Origin of the sequence: Exilibacterium tricleocarpae (assembly GCF_007004655.1) — a bacterium.
GTDB classification, from domain to species: Bacteria; Pseudomonadota; Gammaproteobacteria; order Pseudomonadales; family Cellvibrionaceae; genus Exilibacterium; species Exilibacterium tricleocarpae.
Map to the genome: position 1 here is coordinate 68,795 of NZ_ML660103.1, position 22,230 is coordinate 91,024.

Sequence of the window (22,230 nt, forward strand, 5' to 3'; positions counted from 1 at the left end):
AACACTGATATCGACGGTTACGATATTGACGAGTAAAAACATCTCTGCATATCTTCTCTTTCATAACCGCAAGATGGTAGTTAAGTGTGCATTTTGTGGCCTGGTTCCTACCCGATAGGCCTCAATTGACGGATTATTCGATGAAATCACCGCCAATTTGAGGTCCCAATGAAATACTTTGTCAGCGCCTTTGCCCTTGCGGCCATGCTTAGCACCAGCGCCTGTGGTTATCTGCTCCACCCGGAACGGGTAGGGCAGAAGTCAGGCCGCATCGACCCCACCATTGTCCTGCTCGATGCGGCCGGACTGCTGATCGGTATCCTGCCCGGTGTAGTGGCCTTTGCGGTCGACTTTACCACCGGGGCGATCTACCTGCAGCCGGGGCAAAAATCGGCGATCGAACGGCATACAAGCCGGCCTGGCGATACGAGTGACCTCGAACTGGAACCTGTCGCAAAGGTCGACCTTACCCTCGATAGGCAGCGCATCGCACGGCAGCTTTCGCAACTGCTCGGGCAGCCGGTGGATGCCGATGCTATCGAGTTTTACAGACCCACCGATACCCATGCGGTAGTCATGGCCAGCAGAGGTCCGAACCGCCACCTGCTCTGACGTTTTATGTCACAGTAGGATTTGTCACCGCGGGCCCTCCGCAGGGAGCGCTGCGGTTGGCGGATCCGGCACCCAGGTGGGTCAGCGGTCCGAGTTGCTTACTCTCCCCCTTTCCCGGCATAATCAGCGCCGCTGTCTCAGCACAGGTGCACGAGCTTGAGTGCGGGCGCTGTGGTGGCGGTACCGGGAGTCTCGTGTTGCTACGGGAATTACCCGGAGTGCCATCACCGGTAAAGGATACTAAAGATGTTCAGTGATGAGAAAATACTGGATTCATGGCAAAAAAATGTCCAGCCCTGGACCACCGCCGTCAGGGATAAACAGATACCGAGCCGCAACCTGGTAACCGATGGTGCCATTGTCGATGCGGTGGCCGTCGCCGCGGGTCATACCGCGCTCGATATAGGCTGTGGCGAGGGCTGGCTGGTGCGAGAGCTGGCGGCCCGGGGGCTGTCGGTAACCGGACTCGATGCCGTGGCCGATCTGATTGCCCGGGCACGCCAGTGCAGCGATGAAGACTACCTTGTCCTGTCTTACGAAGCGCTGGCCCGCGAGGGGCTCGATCGGCGTTTCGATCTGGTGGTATGTAATTTTTCATTGTTGGGCGATAAATCGGTAGAAGGTGTCTTTGGCACTGTACCCGCGCTGCTCAATCCGGGCGGCAGCTTTATTGTCCAAACCATTCACCCGCTGGTTGCCTGTGGCGAGTACAGATACGAGGATGGTTGGCGCGAAGGCTCCTGGCAGGGATTCAGCGAGGACTTTACCGATCCGGCTCCCTGGTATTTCCGAACGCTCGAAAGCTGGGTGGCGATGTTCGGCAGGCACAACCTGGTATTGTCAAAGATTGCAGAGCCCCTGCACCCCGAAACCGGTAAGCCGGCGTCAATCCTGTTTACCGCGCAGTTGCGGCCTTGAAAACGCGCCGGCTTTGAAATCCTCCGGGCCTCACCCTTGACACCCCGGTGCTGAAAACCATTGACATTGAAAATATAGGTTGTCGCAAAATACCCCGAGCCGATTCCCCCGTGCCGGCTTTGACACCGACATTGGCACGCCCGGACCGTGCAAAACAATCGGTGCGTTGTTTTATAGCCCTGAAAAATTACCACAATTCCCTTTACTTCCAAAGAGTCTACCCGGTGGTTTAACAGTCACAAATTTGATTTCTATACTCGAGTCGTTTTAGACGTGGTTTCTAATAATCAAAAAATACCGACGCGAGGTGAGAAATGCAAAAATTAAATATCCCCGTAAAAAAATATCCGCTGCTTTTTTCGATCTTGACCGCCGCTGCCCTTACCACAGCGTCGGCCTCCTGGGCAGATACCCCGGCCCGCACCACGGCCGCCGGCGACAGTATTACCATGGCGTTTGCCGCCAACTGCAAGGGCAATGTATTTTTCTGGGAGCTGTTTTGCCTGCTCGGCGGCGATCAGCCCCGGCGCTCCTGGTTTGACGGCAATCGCAGTGAGGTCGACAGCGTACACGACAAATACAAACGCCTGGACCCAGGCATCACCGCCAACAAGAATGCCGCGGCCTCGGGATCGGAACTGCGCGGCGGCGGCAATAATTTTTCCGTTCAAGCCAATAACATCGTTGCCCAGACCAATACCCCGGACCATGTGGAAGTGCTGCTCGGCGGTAACGATATCTGCAACCGCGATTGCACCGACCCCGCCAATTGCGGCGATCCCCTCTACACCGAGGGCCAGTGGCGCAGTTCCGTGCAGGCCGGGCTCGATATTCTGGTGGCCGGCCTGCCCACGGGCTCCACCGTTTACTTCGGCAGCGTGCCGCGGGTGCAGGACCTGCGGGCGGCGGGGCTGGCCAAACAGGCCTCAACCATCAGGGTCAATTGTGAAAGTATCTGGAACACTTTCAATATTTGCGGCATCGCCACCAGCGGCGGCACTGTCAACGGTGAAGGTGTAGCGCAGCGGCTGGCGTCGATTGCCGCAACCCAGCGTCGTTACAATGAAATTCTGCTGGAGGAATCGAACGCCTATAACAGCAACAGTAACGGACGCAACCCCAGAGGCATTGAAGTGGTCGCCGATTATGTGGATGAAACCACACCCTCGACCGGTACCTTTCAGTTCAATAAAGATGATATTGACGGCGGTGACTGCTTCCACCCCAGTGTGCAGGGGCAAAATACGATTGCCGACCTGATGTGGAATGCCAATCCGGATAAGTAACCCTACTGCGGTAACCGGCGAGGTCTGGCCGGTTACCGCCGCTTACTCATCATCAGCTTGAATGTCGTATTGATACACCACCGGCAGGCCCCTGCGCATAACCACCGCCGTCACGCTGTCCTGTGTTCTCAAGGCTTCCCACAGCGGGTTGTGTCCGCTGTGCACCCACTGCTCGTTCACCATCATCAACACGTCGCCGGGTTCCATGCCCAGTAGCTGGTAGAACTCGTCCAGGTCCTGTTGCGAGAGTTTCATCAGGTTGTGGCCTTCGACCACATGCTCGCCCGTTTCAATTTGTTGTTCGAGTTGCAGCTGTTCCATCAGCTTATCGTCCACCCAGCGCCGCGCCAACGGCAGTATGGCGGTCGGGGCCGGCAGCACAGGCGCATCGTCGGCAGTTTCCTCCGGCGGGTTTTCAGCGTCGCTCCCGGCGGGCGCAGCGGTGCTCCGGTCGGTGGCGTAAAGGGATGTATTACCGGATCGCGAGGGGCTGTCGCCAGTATCGGTGACCCAGAGCTTGATCATCTCCAGCTTGCCGCGGTTATCGATGACGATAGCGCCGTGGTCGATCATATACAGTGTTACCTGCTGCATCAGCGTGTCGCCGATGCCAAAAAAATCCGCGCTGTTTTCGCCGATCTCCAGCAGCGCCCGGGACGCCGCCGGATCGTTGTTGACGCTCGAAGCGATCATCTTGATCGGCAGCTCAGAGAGGCCGAGCGCCTGGTGCAGTGTTTTGTTCGGGGTCAACCCCAGCGAAATCAATTCCCTGTCGATAATGTCCCGAAACATCTCCACCGGTTGTGGGCCGCGCAAATAAATACCGTTGACAAAAGAGGTCGGCACGCCCTTGACGCCAAGTCGGCGCGCCAGGGAGCGATCCGCCTCGATGCTGCCCCGGTGGCGCCCCGCGGTTAAGCAGTTGTCGAGGGCGGCGTGATCCATTTGCAGTTGGCCGGCGATATCGAGCACCTTGGCGCGGTCGATATGTGCCACCCGCGCCAGCAAATGGTCCTGATACTGCCACATGGCCTGTTGCTCGCCGGCGCAGCGAACGGCCTCGGCGAGCAGTGGTCCCTGTTTGTGGAAGTGTTGCGGAAAGTCGTAGTAAGCGATATTGACGAGGTCTTCATACTCTTGCAGTAAAGTGAGTAGCGTCGGTTGTAAACGCACGCAGTGGGCGGACTGGTAGCTGCAAAATACCGATAAGGTGACCGCGGCTGCCGCCGAGCCCCGCAGCGAGCGGGTCTTCCCGTCGAGGGTAATACGGGGCCGTTCGGGCGGCGTCAGGTGCAGCGTGGGAGCGATGCGCGAGCCGCGGGTGCCGGCGGTCTCCTCCAGCAACTTTTGCAGGCTCGCCCGCCGCAGTTGATAGATGGATTCCCTGAGATCATAGAGCTGAAACTGGATCGCCGCATCGACTTCTGTCAGCGTAATCAGCCGATCGCCGACGCGGGCGGCAATGTCGTGACCATTGTTGGCCGGGGTTGCCGGAGCCGGGGTAGCCGGCGCAGGCGTATCACTGCAACCGCTGAGCAGTGCCAGCACTGCCACAAAAAACAAAGAGGTGCCCGAGACACGATGGCTGCAAGCGTGACGGTTGTTGCTGCGAAGATTGCGGTGAAACAGGCGGCTGTTGTTCACAGTTTCTCCCCTTAATTATTATTATGACTGGAGTGAGTGTAGAACTGTTTGCGCCGAAGTGCGACCCCGTCCGGTAACCGCTGGGCGCGGGAGGCAGCCTGACCGGGCGCAGCCGTGGGTACGCCGCTCGTTGCGGATAGGGCTTGTGCTTTTTTTGTTGTATGATTTGCAACGTCTCCTCTTTTGCTTGCTAGTGTTAGCGCCGCTCCTGGCGTCCAAGTGAACAACTTATCCACACAAATTATCGGTGATTGCGATCGACTCGCGACACCTGACAGGTAGGTATCTCTTATGGCTATTACTTTGAAAATCAATGGCGCGGAACGCCAGGTCGAGGTGGAACCGGATACGCCACTGTTGTGGGTGATCCGCGATCATCTGCAGCTCACTGGTACCAAATTCGGCTGCGGTATTGCGCAGTGCGGTGCCTGTACCGTACATATGAGCGGCCAGGCCGTGCGTTCGTGTGTCATACCGGTGAGTGCTGCCGCCGGGCAGGAGATCACCACTATCGAAGGGCTGGGGTCAACAACCGCTGCGGCGGTGCAGGAGGCCTGGGAGGCGCTGTCGGTGGTGCAGTGCGGCTACTGCCAGTCGGGGCAGGTGATGTCGGCGACGGCGTTGTTGGAACAAAATGCCAATCCCAGCGATGCGGATATCGATCGATTTATGACGGGCAATATCTGCCGCTGTTCCACCTATGTGCGGATTCGCGCGGCGATTAAGCAGGCCGCGTCACAACTGGCGCAGGAGGCATAGATCATGAATGAGCGACAGCAAACGTCTATCAGCCGGCGGTCTTTTCTGCAAAAAACCGCTGGCGCCGGCGCCGGTCTGACGCTGGCGGTCTATCTCAGTGGCTGCAGTCGGGAGGAACCTGCGTCGACGCCACCGGCTTCGGCGACCGGCGCCGCCACGGCTGTGGAACCGCTGGTGGCCAACGCCTTTGTAAAAATCGGCACCGACAATCGCGTCACTGTGGTGATTAAACATTTGGAAATGGGGCAGGGGGTCTACACCGGCCTGGCCACGCTGGTGGCCGAAGAAATGGATGCCGACTGGGGACAAATCGTCGCCGCAAGCGCACCGGCGGATGCGACGCGTTATGCCAACCTTCACTGGGGCCCGGTACAGGGCACCGGCGGCAGCTCCGCCATTGCCAATGCCTACCTGCAGATGCGTGAGGCCGGTGCGGCGGCGCGGCAGATGCTGATCGGCGCGGCGGCAACCGCCTGGGAGGTACCCGCCGGCGAGATTGAGGTGGCGCGCGGGCAGGTCTCACACCGGCAGTCCGGCCGCCAGGCCAGTTTTGGCGAACTGGCTGAAGCTGCGGTGCGGCAGCCTGTACCTGAAAACGTAACGCTGAAAGACCCCGCCGCGTTCACACTGATCGGCCGCCACCTGTCACGTAAGGATGTGGGCAAGGTCGACGGTAGCGCCATCTTTACCCAGGATATTCAATTGGACGGCATGTTGACCGCGGTCGTGGCGCACCCGCCGGTCTTCGGCGCCCGTCTCAAAGGTTTTGACGACAGCGCTGCCCGCCAGGTCAAAGGTGTCGTCAATGTGGTACAGGTACCCACCGGTGTGGCGGTGCTTGCCGATACTTTCTGGCACGCCAAACGCGGGCGCGATGCCCTGCAATTGGAGTGGGATGACAGCGAGGCTTTCACCCGGAGTTCGGCTGATTTGATGATGCAGTACAAGGAGCTGGCAAAGCAACCCGGTGCCCCGGCGCGGGTGGAGGGTGATGTTGAGAAGGGTTTTGCCGGCGCCGCCAAGGTGCTCGAAGCCAGCTATGAATTCCCGTTTCTGGCCCACGCCACTATGGAGCCGATGAACTGCGTGGCACGGATAACCGGCAAGGGTGCGGAAATCTGGAACGGCTGCCAGCTCCAGACCGGTGATCAGATGGCGGTTGCCGCGGCGCTTGGGTGTCGGCCTGAAGACATCATCATTCACACGCTGCTGGCGGGCGGCAGCTTTGGCCGGCGCGCCAGCGGCGACGCGGACTATGTAATAGAGGCGGTGGAGATCGCCAAGGCCCACGGCCGGGATGTACCGGTGAAGTTGGTCTGGACCCGCGAGGACGATACCCGGGCCGGCTATTTCCGGCCGCTGTATTTTCATCACCTGAAGGCCGGTCTCGACCAGGACGGAAAGGTTGTCGCCTGGCAACACCGTATTGTCGGCCAGTCGATCCTGGATGGAACACCGTTTTCCGGCATGATTCGCGATGGCATCGACCTCTCTTCAGTCGAGGGCGCCCTGCATCTGCCTTACCATATCGACAATTTTTCGCTCGAACTCCACACCGTCGATGTCGGGGTGCCGGTGCTGTGGTGGCGCAGCGTCGGCTCCACCCATACGGCCTATGCAACCGAGACCTTTATCGACGAACTGGCCGCCGCCGCCGGGCGCGACCCGGTGGCGTTCCGTCTGCAGATGTTAGGTGAAGACCCCCGCTACGAAGCCGTGCTGAAGCTGGCCGCCGAGCGCGGTGGCTGGCAGTCGCCGCTGCCGGAGGGACGCGCCAGGGGCTTTGCGGTGCATAAATCTTTCGGTAGCTATGTGGCGCAATTGGCGGAGGTGTCAATTGCGGCGGACGGCGGCTATCGGGTTGATAAGGTAACCTGCGCTGTGGACTGCGGTGTGGCGGTCAACCCCGATGTTATTCGCGCGCAGATGGAGGGGGGTATCGGTTACGGTCTGTCGCCGACGCTGATAAGCGAAACCACGCTGGAGCAAGGCCAGGTGGTGGAAGCCAACTTCGACCGCTACCAGGTGGTGCGCATGGAGCATATGCCGGCAGTGGAGGTACATATCGTGCCATCCGCCGAGGCGCCCACCGGCGTCGGGGAGCCGGGCACGCCGGTGATTGGGCCGGCGGTGGCCAACGCACTATTTGCCGCCAGCGGCAAACCGCGCCACCGCCTGCCGTTGGGAATGAAGGTTTAGGGAAGCTTGGAGACTAACGCTCGACGAAGGCCCGCTCGATCACGTAGTGGGCCTGCTGGCCGTGGCGGGATTCCTGGAATCCCCTCGCGTCCAGGATCGCGCAGGTGTCTTTTAACATACTTGGGCTGCCGCAAATCATGAACCGGTCGTCGGCCGGATTGATTGGCGGCAGTCCCGCCGCCCGGGCCAGTTCGCCGCTTTCGAGGAGGTCGGTGAGGCGGCCCTGATTGCGGAACGGCTCCCGGGTCACCGTGGGGTAGTAGACCAGCTTCTCTCTGACCTCATCGCCAAAGAATTCATTTTGCGGCAGCTCGTTTTCGATATAGGCAGCATACGCCAGTTCGCTGGTGTAGCGCACACCGTGGGTCAACACCACCCGCTCGTAGCGCTCGTAGATCGCGGGGTCTTTGATAATACTCATAAACGGCGCCAGCCCCGTGCCGGTACTGATCAGGTAGAGGTGCCGCCCGGGCAGCAGGTGGTCGGCCACCAAGGTGCCGGTAGGTTTACTGCTCACTAGTATTTGGTCGCCGACAGCCACATTTTGCAGGCGCGAGGTCAGGGGGCCATCGGGCACTTTGATACTGAAAAACTCTAACTCGTCGTCGTAGTTGGCACTGGCGATACTGTAGGCCCGCATCAGCGGCTTGCCCTCCAGTTCCAGTCCCACCATCACAAAGTGGCCGTTTTCAAAACGCAAGCCGGTATTGCGGCTGGTTTTGAAACTGAACAGGGTATCGTTCCAGTGGTGGACACTGATGACGGTTTCTTTGTGCAGGCTGGCCATGGTTCGGTTATATCCTAATAGCTGACTCGAATAAGAGGATGGGTCACGATCTGTACTATACGCTATAACCACAAATCGGCAAAATAGGATATTCCGATTTGCCTTATCTATAAAAACGATTATGCATTTTACCCTGCGTCAATTGCAGATTTTCCTGGCCGCTGCCGACCACGAGAACATTACCCGGGCGGCGCAGTCGCTCGCCATGTCCCAGTCCGCTGCCAGCAGCGCGCTCAAGGAGCTGGAGCAGCAGTTCGATATTCAGTTGTTTGATCGGGTGGGCAAGCGGTTGCAGCTCAACGAATTGGGGCGTTTGATGCGTCCCAGGGCCGAGGCGCTGCTGGCGCGGGCCGCTGAACTGGAGGCGGCGCTGGCGCGCCACGCCGATGCCGGCCCGATCAAGGTGGGTGCCACGATGTCGATTGGCAACTACCTGGCGGTGGGTATCATGGCCGGGTATATGGCCCGCTATCCGGATGCCAAGGTGGAGCTGGCGGTTGCCAATACCGAGTCCATTGTCGCCAAGGTGGCCAATTTCGAGCTGGACCTGGGCTTGATCGAAGGTGAGTTCCAGCACCCGGAGCTGGAGGTCATACCCTGGCGGGACGATGAACTGGTGGTATTCAGTGCGCCGTCGCACCCGCTGGCGCAGCAGCCGGCACTGGCGGATACCGATTTGCTGGCGGTCAAATGGATTCTGCGCGAGCATGGCTCGGGCACCCGCCAGACTTTCGATCGGGCCATGCACGACCTGTTGCCCAATATGCATCTGCTGCTGGAACTCCAACACACGGAAGCGATCAAGCGCGCGGTGGAGGCGGGCCTGGGCGTGGGATGCATTTCGCGCATCACCCTGGAGGTGGCGTTTGCGCGCCGGACGCTGGTGCCGCTGAACGTGCCTGGCCGGGACCTGCGGCGGCGTTTTTATTTTATTCTGCACAAACAAAAGTACCGCAGCGCGGGGATCGATCACTGGCTGCGGTTGTGCCGGGAGATGACGCCTGCGGATAAGCTGATCGATGATCCCCGGTGTGCCCGCTAACGATCCAGTAGACTTGCCAAAAAATTGGTGCATGTTCGCTTAAGTCGGTGAGGCCATTAAGCTGTGAGGGTTAATGTGTGCTGGGAGAACACAGCTTGGACAATATTGCGTTCCAAACTTTTCCTGTGCCACTCCACGGCCCGGCGGGGGTGCGCTGTTCCGATCGGGCGCAAGGTGGCTGTTGCGTGCTGCGAGAAGTCTGCCTGGGTAGTTTAGCGCTCTAAACCTTTTCTGTGCCACTCCACGGCCCGGCGGGGGTGCGCTGTCCCGATCGGGCGCAAGCTTGCCTGTTGTCCCGGCGGCTGCGGAACTCAACCATTTTTTTGCTGCGCAAAAAAATTGGGATTCGAACAGTCCTCGCCTAAAAACGCCGGGACAACAGGCAAGCTTAAACGCGCCCTGATTGATCGGGACAGCGCACCCCCGCCGGGCCTTACCCTCTGCATACTTTATTTTGTATCGAGAAAACCCTAACAGGTAGGACAAAGTCTGTCTTGAGGGACGCCTGCAACTTAGCAACTAACTAAAATTTGCCGCTTTTTGCTAACCCGACGACATGCGCTTAAGTAGCAAAGTTGCAGGCGTCCCTTGTGGCTTGAAAAGTCCTCGCTCAAAAACGCCGGCGCGGCCCGTGCCGGGTGGCACGGATGCTGCCGGGACCACCACCAAAAGCAGGCGCTTTAAGCGAAGGTAGGCGCCCTAGGCGGAAAGCAGGCACCTTAAGTGAAAGTAGGCACCACAAGCGAAAACAGGCGCCTGAAGCGAGTGATATTAATATCTACACCTTTTTGTACAACGTGACCGCTTTGTAATCCCGGACCAGGTCAAAACCGATCGCCAGGCTATCCAGGTAAGCGCTGTTGCGCGCCGGTTCATCGTTGATGGTGTCTATCTGGATATGCTTCAAAGGGCGACTTGCCCGAAACAGCAGATGACGCAGCGCGACGAGGTACTGCGGTAGCTGCGGATCGTCCGGCGCCACCTTGAACGTCAGTTGCCGGCCGTTGCGCTGGGACACCAGTACCAGCTCGGTGCCGCGATACACCAGATGGTTTGAATCCAGCCGTTTCGGCAATTGCTCGCGCAGGCCGCGCAGGGCGCTGCCGCAAAAGGACACAGGGTCCTTGGCGTTGATCCAGTAGACGGCGTCCGCAGGCAATTGTCGTTGCAGCGCGCGCAACGCGGCGTGGGAGACAAACTGCGGGCCGGGGATACCTTCGAAGAAATAGCCCGACACCACCTCCCGGGACAACTCCATCAGGCGCAGCGAGCGAAACACGGCGCGCCACTGAAACAGCGGGTGTTCGTGCAACAGGAGTTCGCGAAACACTATGCCGTAGCGCTCGAGCAGTATCCGCACCCGGTCTTTATTGCGCTCCTGGACTGTGATCAGGTCCGCGTCCGCCGCGGGGTAGTCGAGGCGATACCAGTTGCCGACAAACGGCGAACTCTGCCGCCATTGGGAAAAGGCGCCGCGCTTCAGGGAACGGCGCCCGCCGGCGGACTTCGACCGGCCCGCGAACTGCTCGGCATCAGGGTAGCGAAACCTGGCGTCGATGCCTTTGCGAACCGCCGCAAAACCGTCGTTGGCAACCCGGCCGGCCCAGACCCACTGCCACAGCTTCGGTACCAGACGGGAGCCGGGCAGATCGGTTTTTTGTTGCAGGTGTTGCAGTTCATGGCGACTCAATACATCGGGAAACACCCGCTCCAGTTCGGTGTCCGCCGGCACGTCGCCGTCCTGCAGCAGATCCAGATCGCTGTCGAAACAAAAACCCAGGTGTTCTCTCGGCTGTCCCAGCCAGTGCAAATCCGCCTCCCGCAGAATATGGTCGAGTCGGTTGGGGTCGTAGTCGGGCAGGCGCGCCGGGAGCAGTTCCGTCTCCCACAGTGCGGCCGGCGCGAAGTAACAGGCCTGTCGTTGCAATACCTGGAACAGGCTATCGGTGGCGTCGATTTGAGTCGCAGCGGCATCGATGGGACCGCCCAAGTGTTGCCAGCGGGCCAGAAACAGGGGCAGGGCTTGCAATGGCAAGGGTTTGAAACTGGGGCGGGCGGCCCGTTTGGCCAGATGGAGCAAAATCTCAAAATTGTCGCTGTCGCAGAAGTGGACTGTCTCACTGTCTTCTACGAGTTCGCCGGCCACCAGCACCCCGGCGGTCGCCAGATCGCTCAGGATCACGGATAGGGGACCGTTTTCCAGCCCGAGTTTAGCACCTATGGTTTCGGCATCGAGCGGGCCGTAAAACTGTAGCCAATTGGTCATCATCACCGAGGCCAGTTCGTCGGCATCTTGGGGCCCGGAGGTCACTTCCGGGAGGGTGGTAGTGTCGATAGCTGTGTCCCGGTCAAGTGCCAACACTTGGTAGTTATTGTCGCGGTGGTAAAGGCCCCTGAGCAGCGCCGGCACCCTCTCCCGCGCTACCACCACTGCCGATGCAGCCGAGGCACCCTGCAAGCGCGCCAGCTTCGGTTCGACGGCGCCCAGCAGGGTTTGCGTTATGCCATCCGAATGGTCCGCAGCGATACGGGTCAGCAACTGTTGCCACTCCGGCAACGGAATGGCGACCCGCTCCTTGACCCAGTCCAGCAGGTCGATGTCAGTATCCGGGGCATAGCCCGCGGCCAGGCGCTGGCGCCGCTGCTGGAAATCCGCACACAGCTCTGCGCCGACCCGGGGCCGCAGGGTCGGGTTGAAAATCAAGTCTTGCAACAGGTCGTTGCGCAGATTGGAGACCTTGTCGGCTTTGGCCGAGTCGTCCATATACATGTACTGGTTGACCTGTTCCCAGGCGATATTTCTGGCCATGGGGCTGGGGGTTTTGGCGCGGGTGACGCTCCAGCGGATTTCGCCGCTGTCGAGTTCGAGCAGCAGTTGGCGCAGATGTTCCAGGTCGAATTCATCCTGCAGGCAATCGCGCCAGGTCTCCAGCAGGATGGGAAAGTCCGGATATTTCAGCACTGTGTCGAGCAGCTTTTGGGAGCGCAGGCGGCTGATCCACAGCGGCTGGCGCTGGTTGAACCTGCCCTTGCTGATCAGCAGGGCCCGGCCGGCACACTCGCGAAAACGCGCGCCGAAGAAACCCGATCCCTCCAGTCGCTGGCGCAACAACTGCTCAAGGCGATCGACCGTTACCAGCGTCAGCAGCGATTCGACCGCGACCGCATGCGGCAACTGCAACACCAGGCTTTCGTTGCTGGTGTAGATTTCCAGTTGTTCGCCGTATTGATTGCGCCAGGCCGCTTCCATCGCCATGGCCCAGGGCCGGTTTACCGCCGCGCCCCAACCGGTGTGAATCACCACCTGATTGGCTTCGCCGTAGCCGAGCAGGGAGCTGACGCTTTCGATCAACAGGTGGTGGCGGTGGGGCAGGTCGCAGCCGGTGTGCCGGCGCTGGCGCAGCAGGTAGTCGGTCACCGCCGTGGCGGCTGCCGGCGAGAGGGTGAACTCCTCGAGCAACCGCTCCCGCAAGGTGCCGTCCTGCAGCTCGCGGTTGGCGGTCTCCAGAAATGACGCTATGCGCTCGGAAAAGTAGAAGTTGCGGCTGATACTCTCCGCTTTCCAAAACGGCGGCGGTGTCGGCCCGGGTTTGCCCGGGCGCACGAAGACATCGTTGTGGGTAATTTTTTCGATGCGCCAGTACTGGGTGCCGAGGGTAAATGTCTGGCCGATTTTGGCCTCCCAGACAAATTCCTCATCCAACTCGCCGATGCGGGCCGAACCCTCGGCGTGGCGCAACTGGAAGTAACCCCGATTGGGTATCACGCCGCCGGACAGGTACAGCGACAGCAGCGCGCCCTTGCGCGCCTGAATCGTGTTATCGAGCCGGTCGATACTGACTTTGGCCTGCAGTTCGCGAATCCGGTGATCGGCGTAGCGCCCGGCCAGCATCGTGATCACCAGGTCGAACTGCTCGCGGGTCAACGGATGGTAGACGCTGCCGGCGCGCAGGTGGGCGTAGAGTTGGTCGATATCCCAGGTGGCGGTGCCGGTCATGGAAATGATCACCTGCGCCAGCACGTCCAGCGGACAGGTTATCGGTCGCGTCGGTTCGATGTCTCTGTCCTGCACCGCCCGGGCCAGTACCACCGCCTCCAGAAAATCCTGGGCGTGGGTCGGGTAGATCACGCCCCGGCTGACTTCCCCGACCTGATGCCCGGCGCGGCCGATACGCTGGATGGCAGCCGCCATAGAGCCGGCGGTCTCGATCAGCAGCACCTCGTCGAGGGTGCCGATATCGATCCCCATCTCCAGCGATGCGGTGGCGACTATGGCGGCCAACTCGCCGGCTTTGAGCTTTTGTTCCACCGCCTGGCGAATGGCCCGGGACAGCGAACCGTGATGGGCGTAAGCGAGGGTCTCACCGGCGGCGTGATTGATTTTATGGGTCAGTTTTTCGCACAGGGCGCGATTGTTGACGAAGATCAGGGTCGAGCGGTTGGCGCGGACCCGATCTAACAACTCTTCCGCCAGAGCCTCCCAGAGTTGCTTTTCCGCCGGGCGCTCGGCGATGGCCGCCGGGTAGCGGATAGCGACGCGATAGCGCTTCTCCAGGGTCGATTCGACAATGCTGATAGCGCGGCGCTGGTAGCGTGGCCGGGTGGCGTAGTCGGCCGCATCGGTATCGAGGCGATACCCCGCCACATACCCGGCAATTTCCTCCAGCGGTTTCACGGTGGCCGACAGGGCGATGCGCTGGAACTCGCCGGACAGGGCGACTAAACGCTCCACAGCGGAAAACAGGTAGGCGCCGCGCTTGTTGTCGATCACGGCGTGAACCTCGTCGACAATGACTGTGTCGAGATTGCCCAGCAGCGACAGGCCGCTTTTTGAACTGAGCAGCAGGTTTAGGCTTTCCGGCGTGGTAATCAGGATTTCCGGCGGTCGCCGAATCATCTGGCGGCGCTCGCCGGGTTCGGTATCGCCGCTGCGGGTCTGCACGCGGATACTGGGAAACGCCAACCCCGCGGCGCTGAAACGCCGGCTCAGCTCCTGTAGCGGCCGGCTCAGGTTGTTGCGGATATCGTTGTTCAGCGCCTTCAGCGGCGACACGTAGAGTATACGGGTGTGGCCGCTGTCGAGGTCGCCGGTGATAAAGCGGTTGAGTGCCCACAAAAAGGCGGTCAGCGTCTTGCCGCTGCCGGTCGGGGCACTGATCAGGCAGTGGTGACCGGCGGCGATAGGCGGCCAGGCTTTGGTCTGGATATCCGTCGGGCGGCCCAGTTGTTCGAACCACTGGGTGACAAGTGGGTGAAAATCGGGCAATTCCGGAGTCATTACCGCTGTTCTCCTTGACCTGGCGAGGTGTCCGGTGCGGGGCACAGAGTCGGTATTCTCCCGTTTACTTTGATCTCTATCAATCTCTCGCCCGCTTATTCGATCTATAAAGAACCTTTCAGATCACGCAACCGGAGAGGGAGAGAGGCGGATGTATAAAAACATTCTAACTGCAATCGATATTTCAGCGGAGAGCGAGCAGGTCCTGCAGGCCGCTAAACGGCTGGGCGACGTCTATGGTGCCGAGATTTCGGTCATCCATGTCGCCGATAACCCGAGAACCTTCTACCCCTCGGTTTACGGTGAGATTGCCGGCTACGATTTCACCTTTGACGAACAGACGTTTCGCCAGTCCCTGGTCGAGCGCGTCGCCAAGCTGGCGCAACCGTTCGGTATTGAGAGTGATCACGTCAGTGTTGAATTCGGCAGTGTGACCAATCAGGTGGTCGAGAAAGCCGCAAACCTGGGGACGGATTTGATCGTGCTCGGCAGCCACGGCCGCCACGGGATTCAGTTGTTGCTGGGCTCCACCGCCAATGGTGTGTTGCACCACGCCGAGTGTGATGTTCTGGCCGTCAGAGTCAAAGAAGACAGCTAGCGACAATCCATCCGCGGCGCCGGGTTACGGCGCCGCAGCGGCCTGGCCATTATGGCTGGGTGGCGGTGATCGGTTGTAACATCTTTTCCGGCTTCAAGATATCGTCGAGTGCTTCTGCCGACATAATGCCGTTTTCGAGGATCAGGTCCCGCACCGAGGCCTCAGTTTCTAACGCCTGTTTGGCGAGTTTGCTGGTGAGTTCATAGCCCAGATGCGGCGACAGCGCCGTGATCAGGGCCATGCTGTTATTCATCACCGCCAGGCAGTGATCCGTATTGGCGCTGATGCCGCGGATACAGCGTTCCTCCAGCATATCGATGGCGCGGGTCATCAGTTGTATCGAATCCAGCAGACTGTAAACGATCAGCGGCTCCATGGCGTTGAGCTGCAACTGTCCGGCCTCCGCCGCCATCGACACCGACAGGTCGTTGCCCATCACCCGGTAGGCGACCTGGTTGACCGCTTCGGGGATGACCGGATTGACCTTGCCGGGCATGATCGAGGAACCCGGCTGCACCGGCGGCAAGTTGATCTCGCCGAAGCCGCCGCGCGGCCCGCTGCTGAGCAGGCGCAGGTCGTTACAGAACTTCGACAGCTTGATGGCAATGCGGCGCAGCACGCCCGACAGCATCACAAAGGCGCCGGTATCGGAGGTGGCCTCGATTAAATCGGGAGCCAGCGTAAACGGCATGCCGGCGATGGCGGACAGTTTGGCCACCGCCAGATCGGCATAGCGGGAATCGGTATTGATACCGGTGCCGATGGCGGTGGCGCCCAGGTTGATTTCCCGGCCCAGGACCGCGACTTCGTGCAGGCGACTGATATCTTCCTGCAAGGTGGTGCGGCAGGCGTTGAATTCCTGGCCCAGGGTCATGGGCACGGCATCCTGCAACTGGGTGCGGCCGAGTTTCAGGACACCGGAAAATTCCTCGGCTTTTACCGCCAGCGTCTCGCTGATACGTTCCAGTGCGGAAATCAGCTCCGGGCAGGATAGCTGAATGGCGAGTTTGATCGCTGTCGGGTAGACGTCGTTGGTGGACTGCGACAGGTTGACGTGGTTGTTGGGGTGCAGTTTGTCATAGCTGCCGCGCTCGTGTCCCAGCAACTCCAGGGCGCGGTTGGCGATAACTTCATTGGCGTTCATATTGGTCGAGGTACCGGCGCCGCCCTGCACCATATCCACGAGGAACTGGTCGTGCAGTTGGCCGTCGATAATATCGTCGCAGGCGGCACTGATGGCGTTTACCAGGTCCGGCCCCAGGCCGCCCAGTTCGCCGTTGGCCTGGCAGCAGGCTTTTTTGACCATCGCCAGCGCCACCACCAGACGCGGGTAATGGTGGAGGGGCACGCCGGTAAGCTGGAAATTGTCCCGCGCCCGCAGGGTTTGAATACCGTAGTAGGCATCGGCGTCCACGGTTTTGCTGCCGAGGCTGTCATGTTCGAGTCGGGTAGATACCGCGTTTTCCATTTTCTTGGTTATCTCATCTGGTTACATCAAGGCCGTGCTGCGCGGGCGATTCTAGCACAATGGAGATCGACTGCGGGGTATCAATCCCCTTGACTTAAATTTTGTTATGAAAATAGGTAAACTGTCAGCCCGGGGTTCTTAAAAGTACCTAGACTTGAAGTTAATTGGCTGGATATCGTGGTTAGCCACGGAACTTTAAGCTAGTGCGTGCTAATTCGCCGGTCTGGCTCTGGAGCGGGCTTTCAGAAACACGCCGTAGACCCATCCATGGGGGCTCGCCTAAAGCGCCTACTTTTGGTCACGACAGCATCCCTGCTGTCGAGAGTTTCTGAAAGCCCGCTCCAGAGCCAGACCTACCCCGCGGTGTTCTTAACTGGTGCTTTGACCGGAAAGTATTTTCACTTCGGTGGCACTGAGGTCTCGAGCCGGGCCTAGCCCTTCGGGACCTTCGCCCGCAGGGATGCTGGCGTAGAGCCTACAAGGATGTATGCACGGCGTGTCCCGAAGGGCGAAGCCCCGCGCGAGACCCGGTCGGCGAAGGCCGCCAAAACCCGTTAATTAGGTGAAAACCTTTAATTTGTAAGTACTAGAACCAAAGCGACAAACACCGGTGGCGCAACGGCTCCCTAACCCTGCCGCCTGAGTACGATCCATACAATCCGAAAACACAGGAGCGCAATCTATATGTCCGTCGATAATGTCACCTATGGCGATACCTCTACCGTTACCGGAGGATTGCTGTCTGAAATCCGCGAGGACCAACAGGCCGGTGCACTCAAGGGGGCTCAATTGCTGGCTAAATGCCTGCGGGAAGAGGGCGTCGAGCTGTTGTTTGGTTATCCGGGCGGCGCCAACCTGGAGATTTTCGATGTCCTGCGCCAATACGATATCCGCTGCATCCGCGTCGAGCACGAGCAGGGGGCGGTGCATGCGGCCCAGGGCTATGCCAGGGCCACCGGCCGGGTTGGCGTTTGTCTGGCCACCTCCGGTCCCGGCGCCACCAACCTGGTGACCGGTATCGCCGACGCCAACAGCGATTCGACCCCGATCGTCGCCATCACCGGCAATGTGCCCAGTGGGCTGCTCGGCAAAAACGCGTTCCAGGAAGTGGATATCGTCGGTATCACACAACCCATCACCAAGCGCAGTTACCTGGTGGACCGGGTGCGGCGGATTCCGGAAGTGGTGCGCGAAGCGTTTGCCCTGGCCGGCGGCAACCGGCCCGGGCCGGTGTTGATCGATATCCCCAAAGATATTCAACAACACTATCCCAGGGACCCCGAGGGCAACTATCGCCCGCCGCGTATTCCCGCCGTTATCGAGGCGCCGGAGACGGTGGTGGCGGGGCTCACCGATACGCAACTGCAGGAGTGCGTGCGGCTGATCGCCGAGGCCCGCAGACCGGTGATTTATGCGGGCGGCGGCATTGTCAGCGCCGGTGTCGAGACGGCGTTGCTGGCGCTGGCCGAAAAGTTGGACTGCCCGGTGACCAACACCCTGATGGGTATCGGCTGTTTTCCTCCCGATCACGAACTGGCCCTGCATGTGTTGGGTATGCACGGCAGTAAGTACGCCAACACGGCCATCAATGAGGCCGACCTGGTGCTGGCCCTGGGTGTGCGCTTTGACGATCGGGTGACGGGCAAGGTCAGCGAATTTATCAAACACGGAAAAATTATTCATATCGATGTCGACCGCGACGAGTTGAACAAAAACAAGACGGTGACACTGCCGATTTGTGCGGACCTGGCCGTCGCCCTGGAACAACTGGTGCAGGCGGTGAATCCGGGTGATTTTGCCGAGTGGCGCCGCTATCTCGACCAGTTGCAACAAAGCTATCCGTTCAGCTATAGCGGCGGCACCGGACTCAGGCCGCAGTTTGCCATCGAAACCCTCAGCGATATGACCGCCGGCGAGGCCGTCGTCAGTCTCGGTGTCGGCCAACACCAGATGTGGGCGATGCAGTACTACCGGGCCTGTCGCACCCGCTCGTTTCTCAGCAGTTCGGGCTTCGGCACCATGGGCTATGGCCTGCCGGCGGCCATGGGCGCGAAAATGGGATGCCCGCAACGGCAGGTCATTGATATCGATGGCGACGGCAGTCTCAATATGACCATCCACGAACTCAGCACCTGTCATCGCTACGGTATCGGGGTCAAGGTGGTGGTGATCAATAACCAGTGGCTGGGTATGGTGCGCCAGTGGCAGGACATGATCTACGAGGGCCACCGCGCCCACTCGGCGTTGTCGGCGCCTGACCCGGCGCCGCGCGCCGCTGTCTACCCGGACTTTGTCACCATTGCCGCCGGCTACGGCGTCAAGGCCGAGCGGGTGACCGAGACCGGCGAGTTGGTGGCCGCCTTTGAGCGCATGCTGGCCGACCCCGATGAACCCTACCTGGTGGATATCGTGGTGGAGAGAGAGGAAAACGTGTTTCCCATGATACCCGCCGGTGCCACCTACAAAGACATCATCATGAGCGCCGAGGATTTGGCACGCGTGGGTAAAGATGAGCAGGGTGCTAATATTTAGCATCCTGTCAGGCAGATTATTGTGCCTAACTCGGTTGGGTTGTTGGGGCTCCCAGCCCCTCACCTCTGACCACTTTTACGGCAACGCAATTCTCACCGTTAAACCACCGCCGGGGCTGTTGTGCAGCGACAGCCTGCCGTCGTGGGCCTCGATAATTTCCTGGCACAGCGCCAACCCTAAGCCGGAACCCGAGGGTTTGGTCGAGTAAAACGGCACCAGGGCGCTCTCCATTACGGTCGATGACATGCCCGGCCCGCCATCGGAGACTTCCAGCACGGTGTGCTGCTGCTGGCGCGCAACGGCAAGGCCGATAGCCCCGGGCGGCGAACCCGACTCGTGGGCGTTTTTCAACAGGTTGACCACTACCTGCTGCAACTGCGAGACATCGACCTCCAAGGGCCAATCCGGCACCGGTGTACTCAGCGTAAAGCTGTATTGATCTTTGAGGCTGCGAATCCAAATGTCCCAGTCAATTGGGGATTTCTGCGGCAGCGGCAAACGCGCGAAACCGGCATAACGTTGAATAAAGTGGTGCAGGTGTTTGACGTTTTCCTCAATGCGCTCAAGTACGCCCTTCAACTGCTCGATCTTGCCCGTGTCGGCCAGCACTTTCGAGGAATGGGTCATGGAGGAGATCGGGGCCAGCGAGTTGTTGAGTTCGTGGCTGATAACCCGGATGACTTTTTTCCAGGTGGCGATTTCCTGGCGGTTAATCTGGCGGGTCAGGTCTTTGAACAGGTGCAGGTAGTGGTGCCGGGTGTGGAGGGTAAAGCGTCCGGTCGAATAGTGATAGGTGGTTTTGCCCTGCTCGCTGTCGAGCTGAAACAGGGTTTCGCGGTTGTCGTCCACCGCTTTGGTAAAAGCCTCGGGCAACTGTGCCGCGAGTGCCGGGAAGTGATTGCCCTCCAGCGGGCGGTGTTGCTTAACCAGTTTGCGGGCCGCCAGATTGGCGTAGACAATCACTCCGTGGTCATCGGTCAGCACGACGGCTATGGGCGAGTTCTGCATAACCTTATCGAGCAACAACTCTCGCTGGTAAATACTCTGGCGTTCGTTGCGCAGTTGGTCGAACACCTGGTTGAACAGCCGCGCCATGCGCTGTATTTCCGGCATTTGCGGGGTGGCGATGGAGACGCTGAAGTTTTGGTCTTTGAGGTTGAACAGGGCTATTTCCAGACTGGTAAGGTCCCGGGTGATCACCCGTCCCATCCAAATGGCGGCGCCCAGGGCGACGGCGAGCACTGCGATAAACGCCACCGGCAACAGCGCCGGGCGCCCGGCAAAGTAAGTCAACAGAATAAACGCCAGCAGGCTGGTGCCGAGCGTGATGACCGTCGCGAATACCACCAGGCGGGAGACAAAACTTTTTGTAATTGTCATGCTTCAGGTTTTCTTTTCCAGGCGCCGGTACAGGGCCTGGCGGCTGATGCCCAGTTGGCGCGCGGCCCTGGCGACCACACCGTCGTGGGCGTCCAGCACCTGCTGGATATACTCAAACGACAGGTCGCCCGCGCGAATGTCTCCGCCGCCGTCGCCGGGATCAGCATCGATCAAGCCGAAATCGGCAGCCTGCAACAGCGGCTGTTTGGCGAGCAGACAGGCCCGCTGCACGCTATTGTACAGTTCCCTGACGTTGCCCGGCCAGTTGTGCCGGCGCAGTGCCGCTGTCGCCCGGGTGGAAAGGCGGTAGTCCTTATCGGTGTCGAGGGCGGCGATAAACCGTTCCGCCAGCGGCAAAATATCCTCCCGCCGCTCGCTCAGCGGCGGCACCTTTAACTCCACTACGTTGAGGCGATAGTACAAGTCCTGGCGGAAGCGGCCGGCCGCGATAGCCGCGTCCAGATCCTCGTTGGTGGCGGTGATCACCCGCACGTCCACCCGCTGGGTCACCGAACTGCCGATACGCTCGAATTCGCCGCTCTGGAGCACCCGCAGCAATTTGTGCTGGCCCGCCAAAGGCAGGTTGCCGATTTCGTCCAAAAACAGCGTGCCCCCGTCGGCGGCCTCAAAGCGACCGATACGACGTTTGTCGCTGCCGGTAAAGGCGCCTTTTTCAGCGCCGAACAACTCCGCCTCGAGCAGATCGGCGGGCAGGGCACCGGCATTGACGCGGATAAAAGGCCCCTGGGCGCGGCGCGAATTGGCCTGTACGATTTCGGCGATTTTTTCTTTGCCGGCGCCGTTGGGGCCGGTGATCAGTATCGGCACTTCCGCCGGTGCCACCTGGATCGCCATATCCACCAGCCGGTGCATCAACGGGCTGGCAAAGGTGGTGCCGCACAGGTCGTGCTGCGCTTCCAGTTCCGAGCGCATCTGGTCGTGCACCGACTCTTTCTCGCGCAGGCGGCGGTTTTCCTGCTGCAACTCGGTAATTTCCAACAGGTTGGCGATGCTGACCAGCAGTTTGCCGTCCTCCCAGGGTTTGCCGATATAGTCGGCGGCACCGGCTTTGACCAGCTCCACTGCCATGCCCAGGTTGGTCCAGGCGGTCATCAGGATAATCGGCAGGTCCGGGTTGACGGTACGCAACTGGTAAAACAGTGCCTGGCCATCCTCGCCGGAGGTGGTGTCGGCGTGGAAGTTCATATCCTGGATAACCAGCCGGATATCCTCCCGGGCCACGACTTCCAGGGCTTCCTGCGGGCTGGCCGCGCTGAGGGTGTCGTAGTGATGGATACTGAGCAGTAGTGCCAGTGCTTCGCAAACTGCGGGGTTGTCGTCGACGATTAAAATCACAACGCCGGGCCTGTCGTACAGTGAGTATTCAAAACCGATTCCTTAACTCTGCATTATTTAATCGACCCCGACGCTACCTTTACCGAACTCGGTTAAAAATACCGGGGGTAGGTCTGCCTCTGGGTGGCGCTTTCAAAAACTCTCGACAGCAGGGATGCTGTCGGGAAGTCCCCAAGGATGGGTTCATCGAGGGGACGCCTAGTCCGTGTTTTTGAAAGCGCCACCCAGAGGCAGACCGGTTGATTGGCACCTTTTTGCTAAAGTACCACCACCACCAAAAGAGCACCGGGGTGAGAGTCATTGCCTCATTGCCCTATCGCCGCTCACTATCGGTCAAACACAAAACCCGGCTGCAGTACCTTATCACCAGC

At 59.9% G+C, this 22,230-nt stretch carries 14 protein-coding genes; 8 read left to right on the top strand and 6 right to left on the bottom strand.

What is annotated here, in order from left to right; genetic code table 11:
- The first annotated feature begins 168 nt into the window (after positions 1-168).
- From FKG94_RS21820 to FKG94_RS21830, 3 genes are all read left to right on the top strand, one after another.
- Positions 169-612 (top strand): hypothetical protein, encoded by a 444-nt coding sequence (locus FKG94_RS21820; protein ID WP_142929065.1) that lies wholly within the window; start codon positions 169-171, stop codon positions 610-612.
- Positions 613-858: 246 nt separating this feature from the next.
- Positions 859-1,530: a class I SAM-dependent methyltransferase gene (locus FKG94_RS21825; protein WP_142929066.1), complete on the top strand. Its 672-nt coding sequence runs from the start codon at positions 859-861 to the stop codon at positions 1,528-1,530.
- A 314-nt stretch (positions 1,531-1,844) separates the two neighbouring features.
- Complete coding sequence (locus FKG94_RS21830) at positions 1,845-2,816, top strand: SGNH/GDSL hydrolase family protein (protein WP_218943606.1); 972 nt, start codon at positions 1,845-1,847, stop codon at positions 2,814-2,816.
- A gap of 42 nt (positions 2,817-2,858) precedes the next feature.
- Here FKG94_RS21830 and FKG94_RS21835 read toward each other — a convergent pair whose 3' ends face one another.
- Positions 2,859-4,460 carry a thioredoxin domain-containing protein gene (locus tag FKG94_RS21835; RefSeq protein WP_142929067.1) on the bottom strand — a complete coding sequence of 534 codons (1,602 nt, stop codon included), beginning with the start codon at positions 4,458-4,460 and terminating at the stop codon, positions 2,859-2,861.
- A 291-nt stretch (positions 4,461-4,751) separates the two neighbouring features.
- Between FKG94_RS21835 and FKG94_RS21840 the strand changes: the two genes are divergently transcribed.
- Both FKG94_RS21840 and FKG94_RS21845 read left to right on the top strand, forming a co-directional pair.
- Complete coding sequence (locus tag FKG94_RS21840; RefSeq protein WP_142929068.1) at positions 4,752-5,219, top strand: (2Fe-2S)-binding protein; 468 nt, start codon at positions 4,752-4,754, stop codon at positions 5,217-5,219.
- A gap of 3 nt (positions 5,220-5,222) precedes the next feature.
- On the top strand, positions 5,223-7,418 hold the full coding sequence (locus tag FKG94_RS21845; RefSeq protein ID WP_142929069.1) for a xanthine dehydrogenase family protein molybdopterin-binding subunit: 2,196 nt from the start codon (positions 5,223-5,225) through the stop codon (positions 7,416-7,418).
- Between the two features lie 13 nt (positions 7,419-7,431).
- On the opposite strand, the gene FKG94_RS21850 is transcribed toward FKG94_RS21845, so the two are convergent.
- Positions 7,432-8,205 carry a ferredoxin--NADP reductase gene (locus FKG94_RS21850; RefSeq protein ID WP_142929070.1) on the bottom strand — a complete coding sequence of 258 codons (774 nt, stop codon included), beginning with the start codon at positions 8,203-8,205 and terminating at the stop codon, positions 7,432-7,434.
- 121 nt (positions 8,206-8,326) lie between these two features.
- Between FKG94_RS21850 and FKG94_RS21855 the strand changes: the two genes are divergently transcribed.
- The gene (locus tag FKG94_RS21855; RefSeq protein WP_142929071.1) at positions 8,327-9,247 is read left to right on the top strand and encodes a LysR family transcriptional regulator; all 921 of its coding nucleotides are present in this window, start codon (positions 8,327-8,329) and stop codon (positions 9,245-9,247) included.
- A gap of 778 nt (positions 9,248-10,025) precedes the next feature.
- Here FKG94_RS21855 and FKG94_RS21860 read toward each other — a convergent pair.
- Positions 10,026-14,525 carry a DEAD/DEAH box helicase gene (locus tag FKG94_RS21860; protein ID WP_142929072.1) on the bottom strand — a complete coding sequence of 1,500 codons (4,500 nt, stop codon included), beginning with the start codon at positions 14,523-14,525 and terminating at the stop codon, positions 10,026-10,028.
- Positions 14,526-14,676: 151 nt separating this feature from the next.
- Here FKG94_RS21860 and FKG94_RS21865 point away from each other — a divergent pair, with 151 nt between their 5' ends.
- Entirely contained in the window at positions 14,677-15,123 is a 447-nt protein-coding gene (locus FKG94_RS21865; protein ID WP_142929073.1) for a universal stress protein, read from the top strand.
- Positions 15,124-15,172: 49 nt separating this feature from the next.
- Here the strand turns inward: FKG94_RS21865 and FKG94_RS21870 are convergent, their stop codons facing one another.
- On the bottom strand, positions 15,173-16,591 hold the full coding sequence (locus FKG94_RS21870) for an aspartate ammonia-lyase (protein ID WP_142929074.1): 1,419 nt from the start codon (positions 16,589-16,591) through the stop codon (positions 15,173-15,175).
- A 684-nt stretch (positions 16,592-17,275) separates the two neighbouring features.
- Between FKG94_RS21870 and ilvB the strand changes: the two genes are divergently transcribed.
- On the top strand, positions 17,276-19,123 hold the full coding sequence (gene ilvB / locus FKG94_RS21875; protein ID WP_142929075.1) for a biosynthetic-type acetolactate synthase large subunit: 1,848 nt from the start codon (positions 17,276-17,278) through the stop codon (positions 19,121-19,123).
- A gap of 75 nt (positions 19,124-19,198) precedes the next feature.
- Here the strand turns inward: ilvB and FKG94_RS21880 are convergent, their stop codons facing one another.
- Together FKG94_RS21880 and FKG94_RS21885 are read right to left on the bottom strand one after the other, a co-directional pair.
- Positions 19,199-20,503 (bottom strand): sensor histidine kinase, encoded by a 1,305-nt coding sequence (locus tag FKG94_RS21880; RefSeq protein WP_142929076.1) that lies wholly within the window; start codon positions 20,501-20,503, stop codon positions 19,199-19,201.
- A 3-nt stretch (positions 20,504-20,506) separates the two neighbouring features.
- Entirely contained in the window at positions 20,507-21,859 is a 1,353-nt protein-coding gene (locus FKG94_RS21885) for a sigma-54-dependent transcriptional regulator (RefSeq protein WP_142929077.1), read from the bottom strand.
- Positions 21,860-22,230 lie beyond the last annotated feature (371 nt).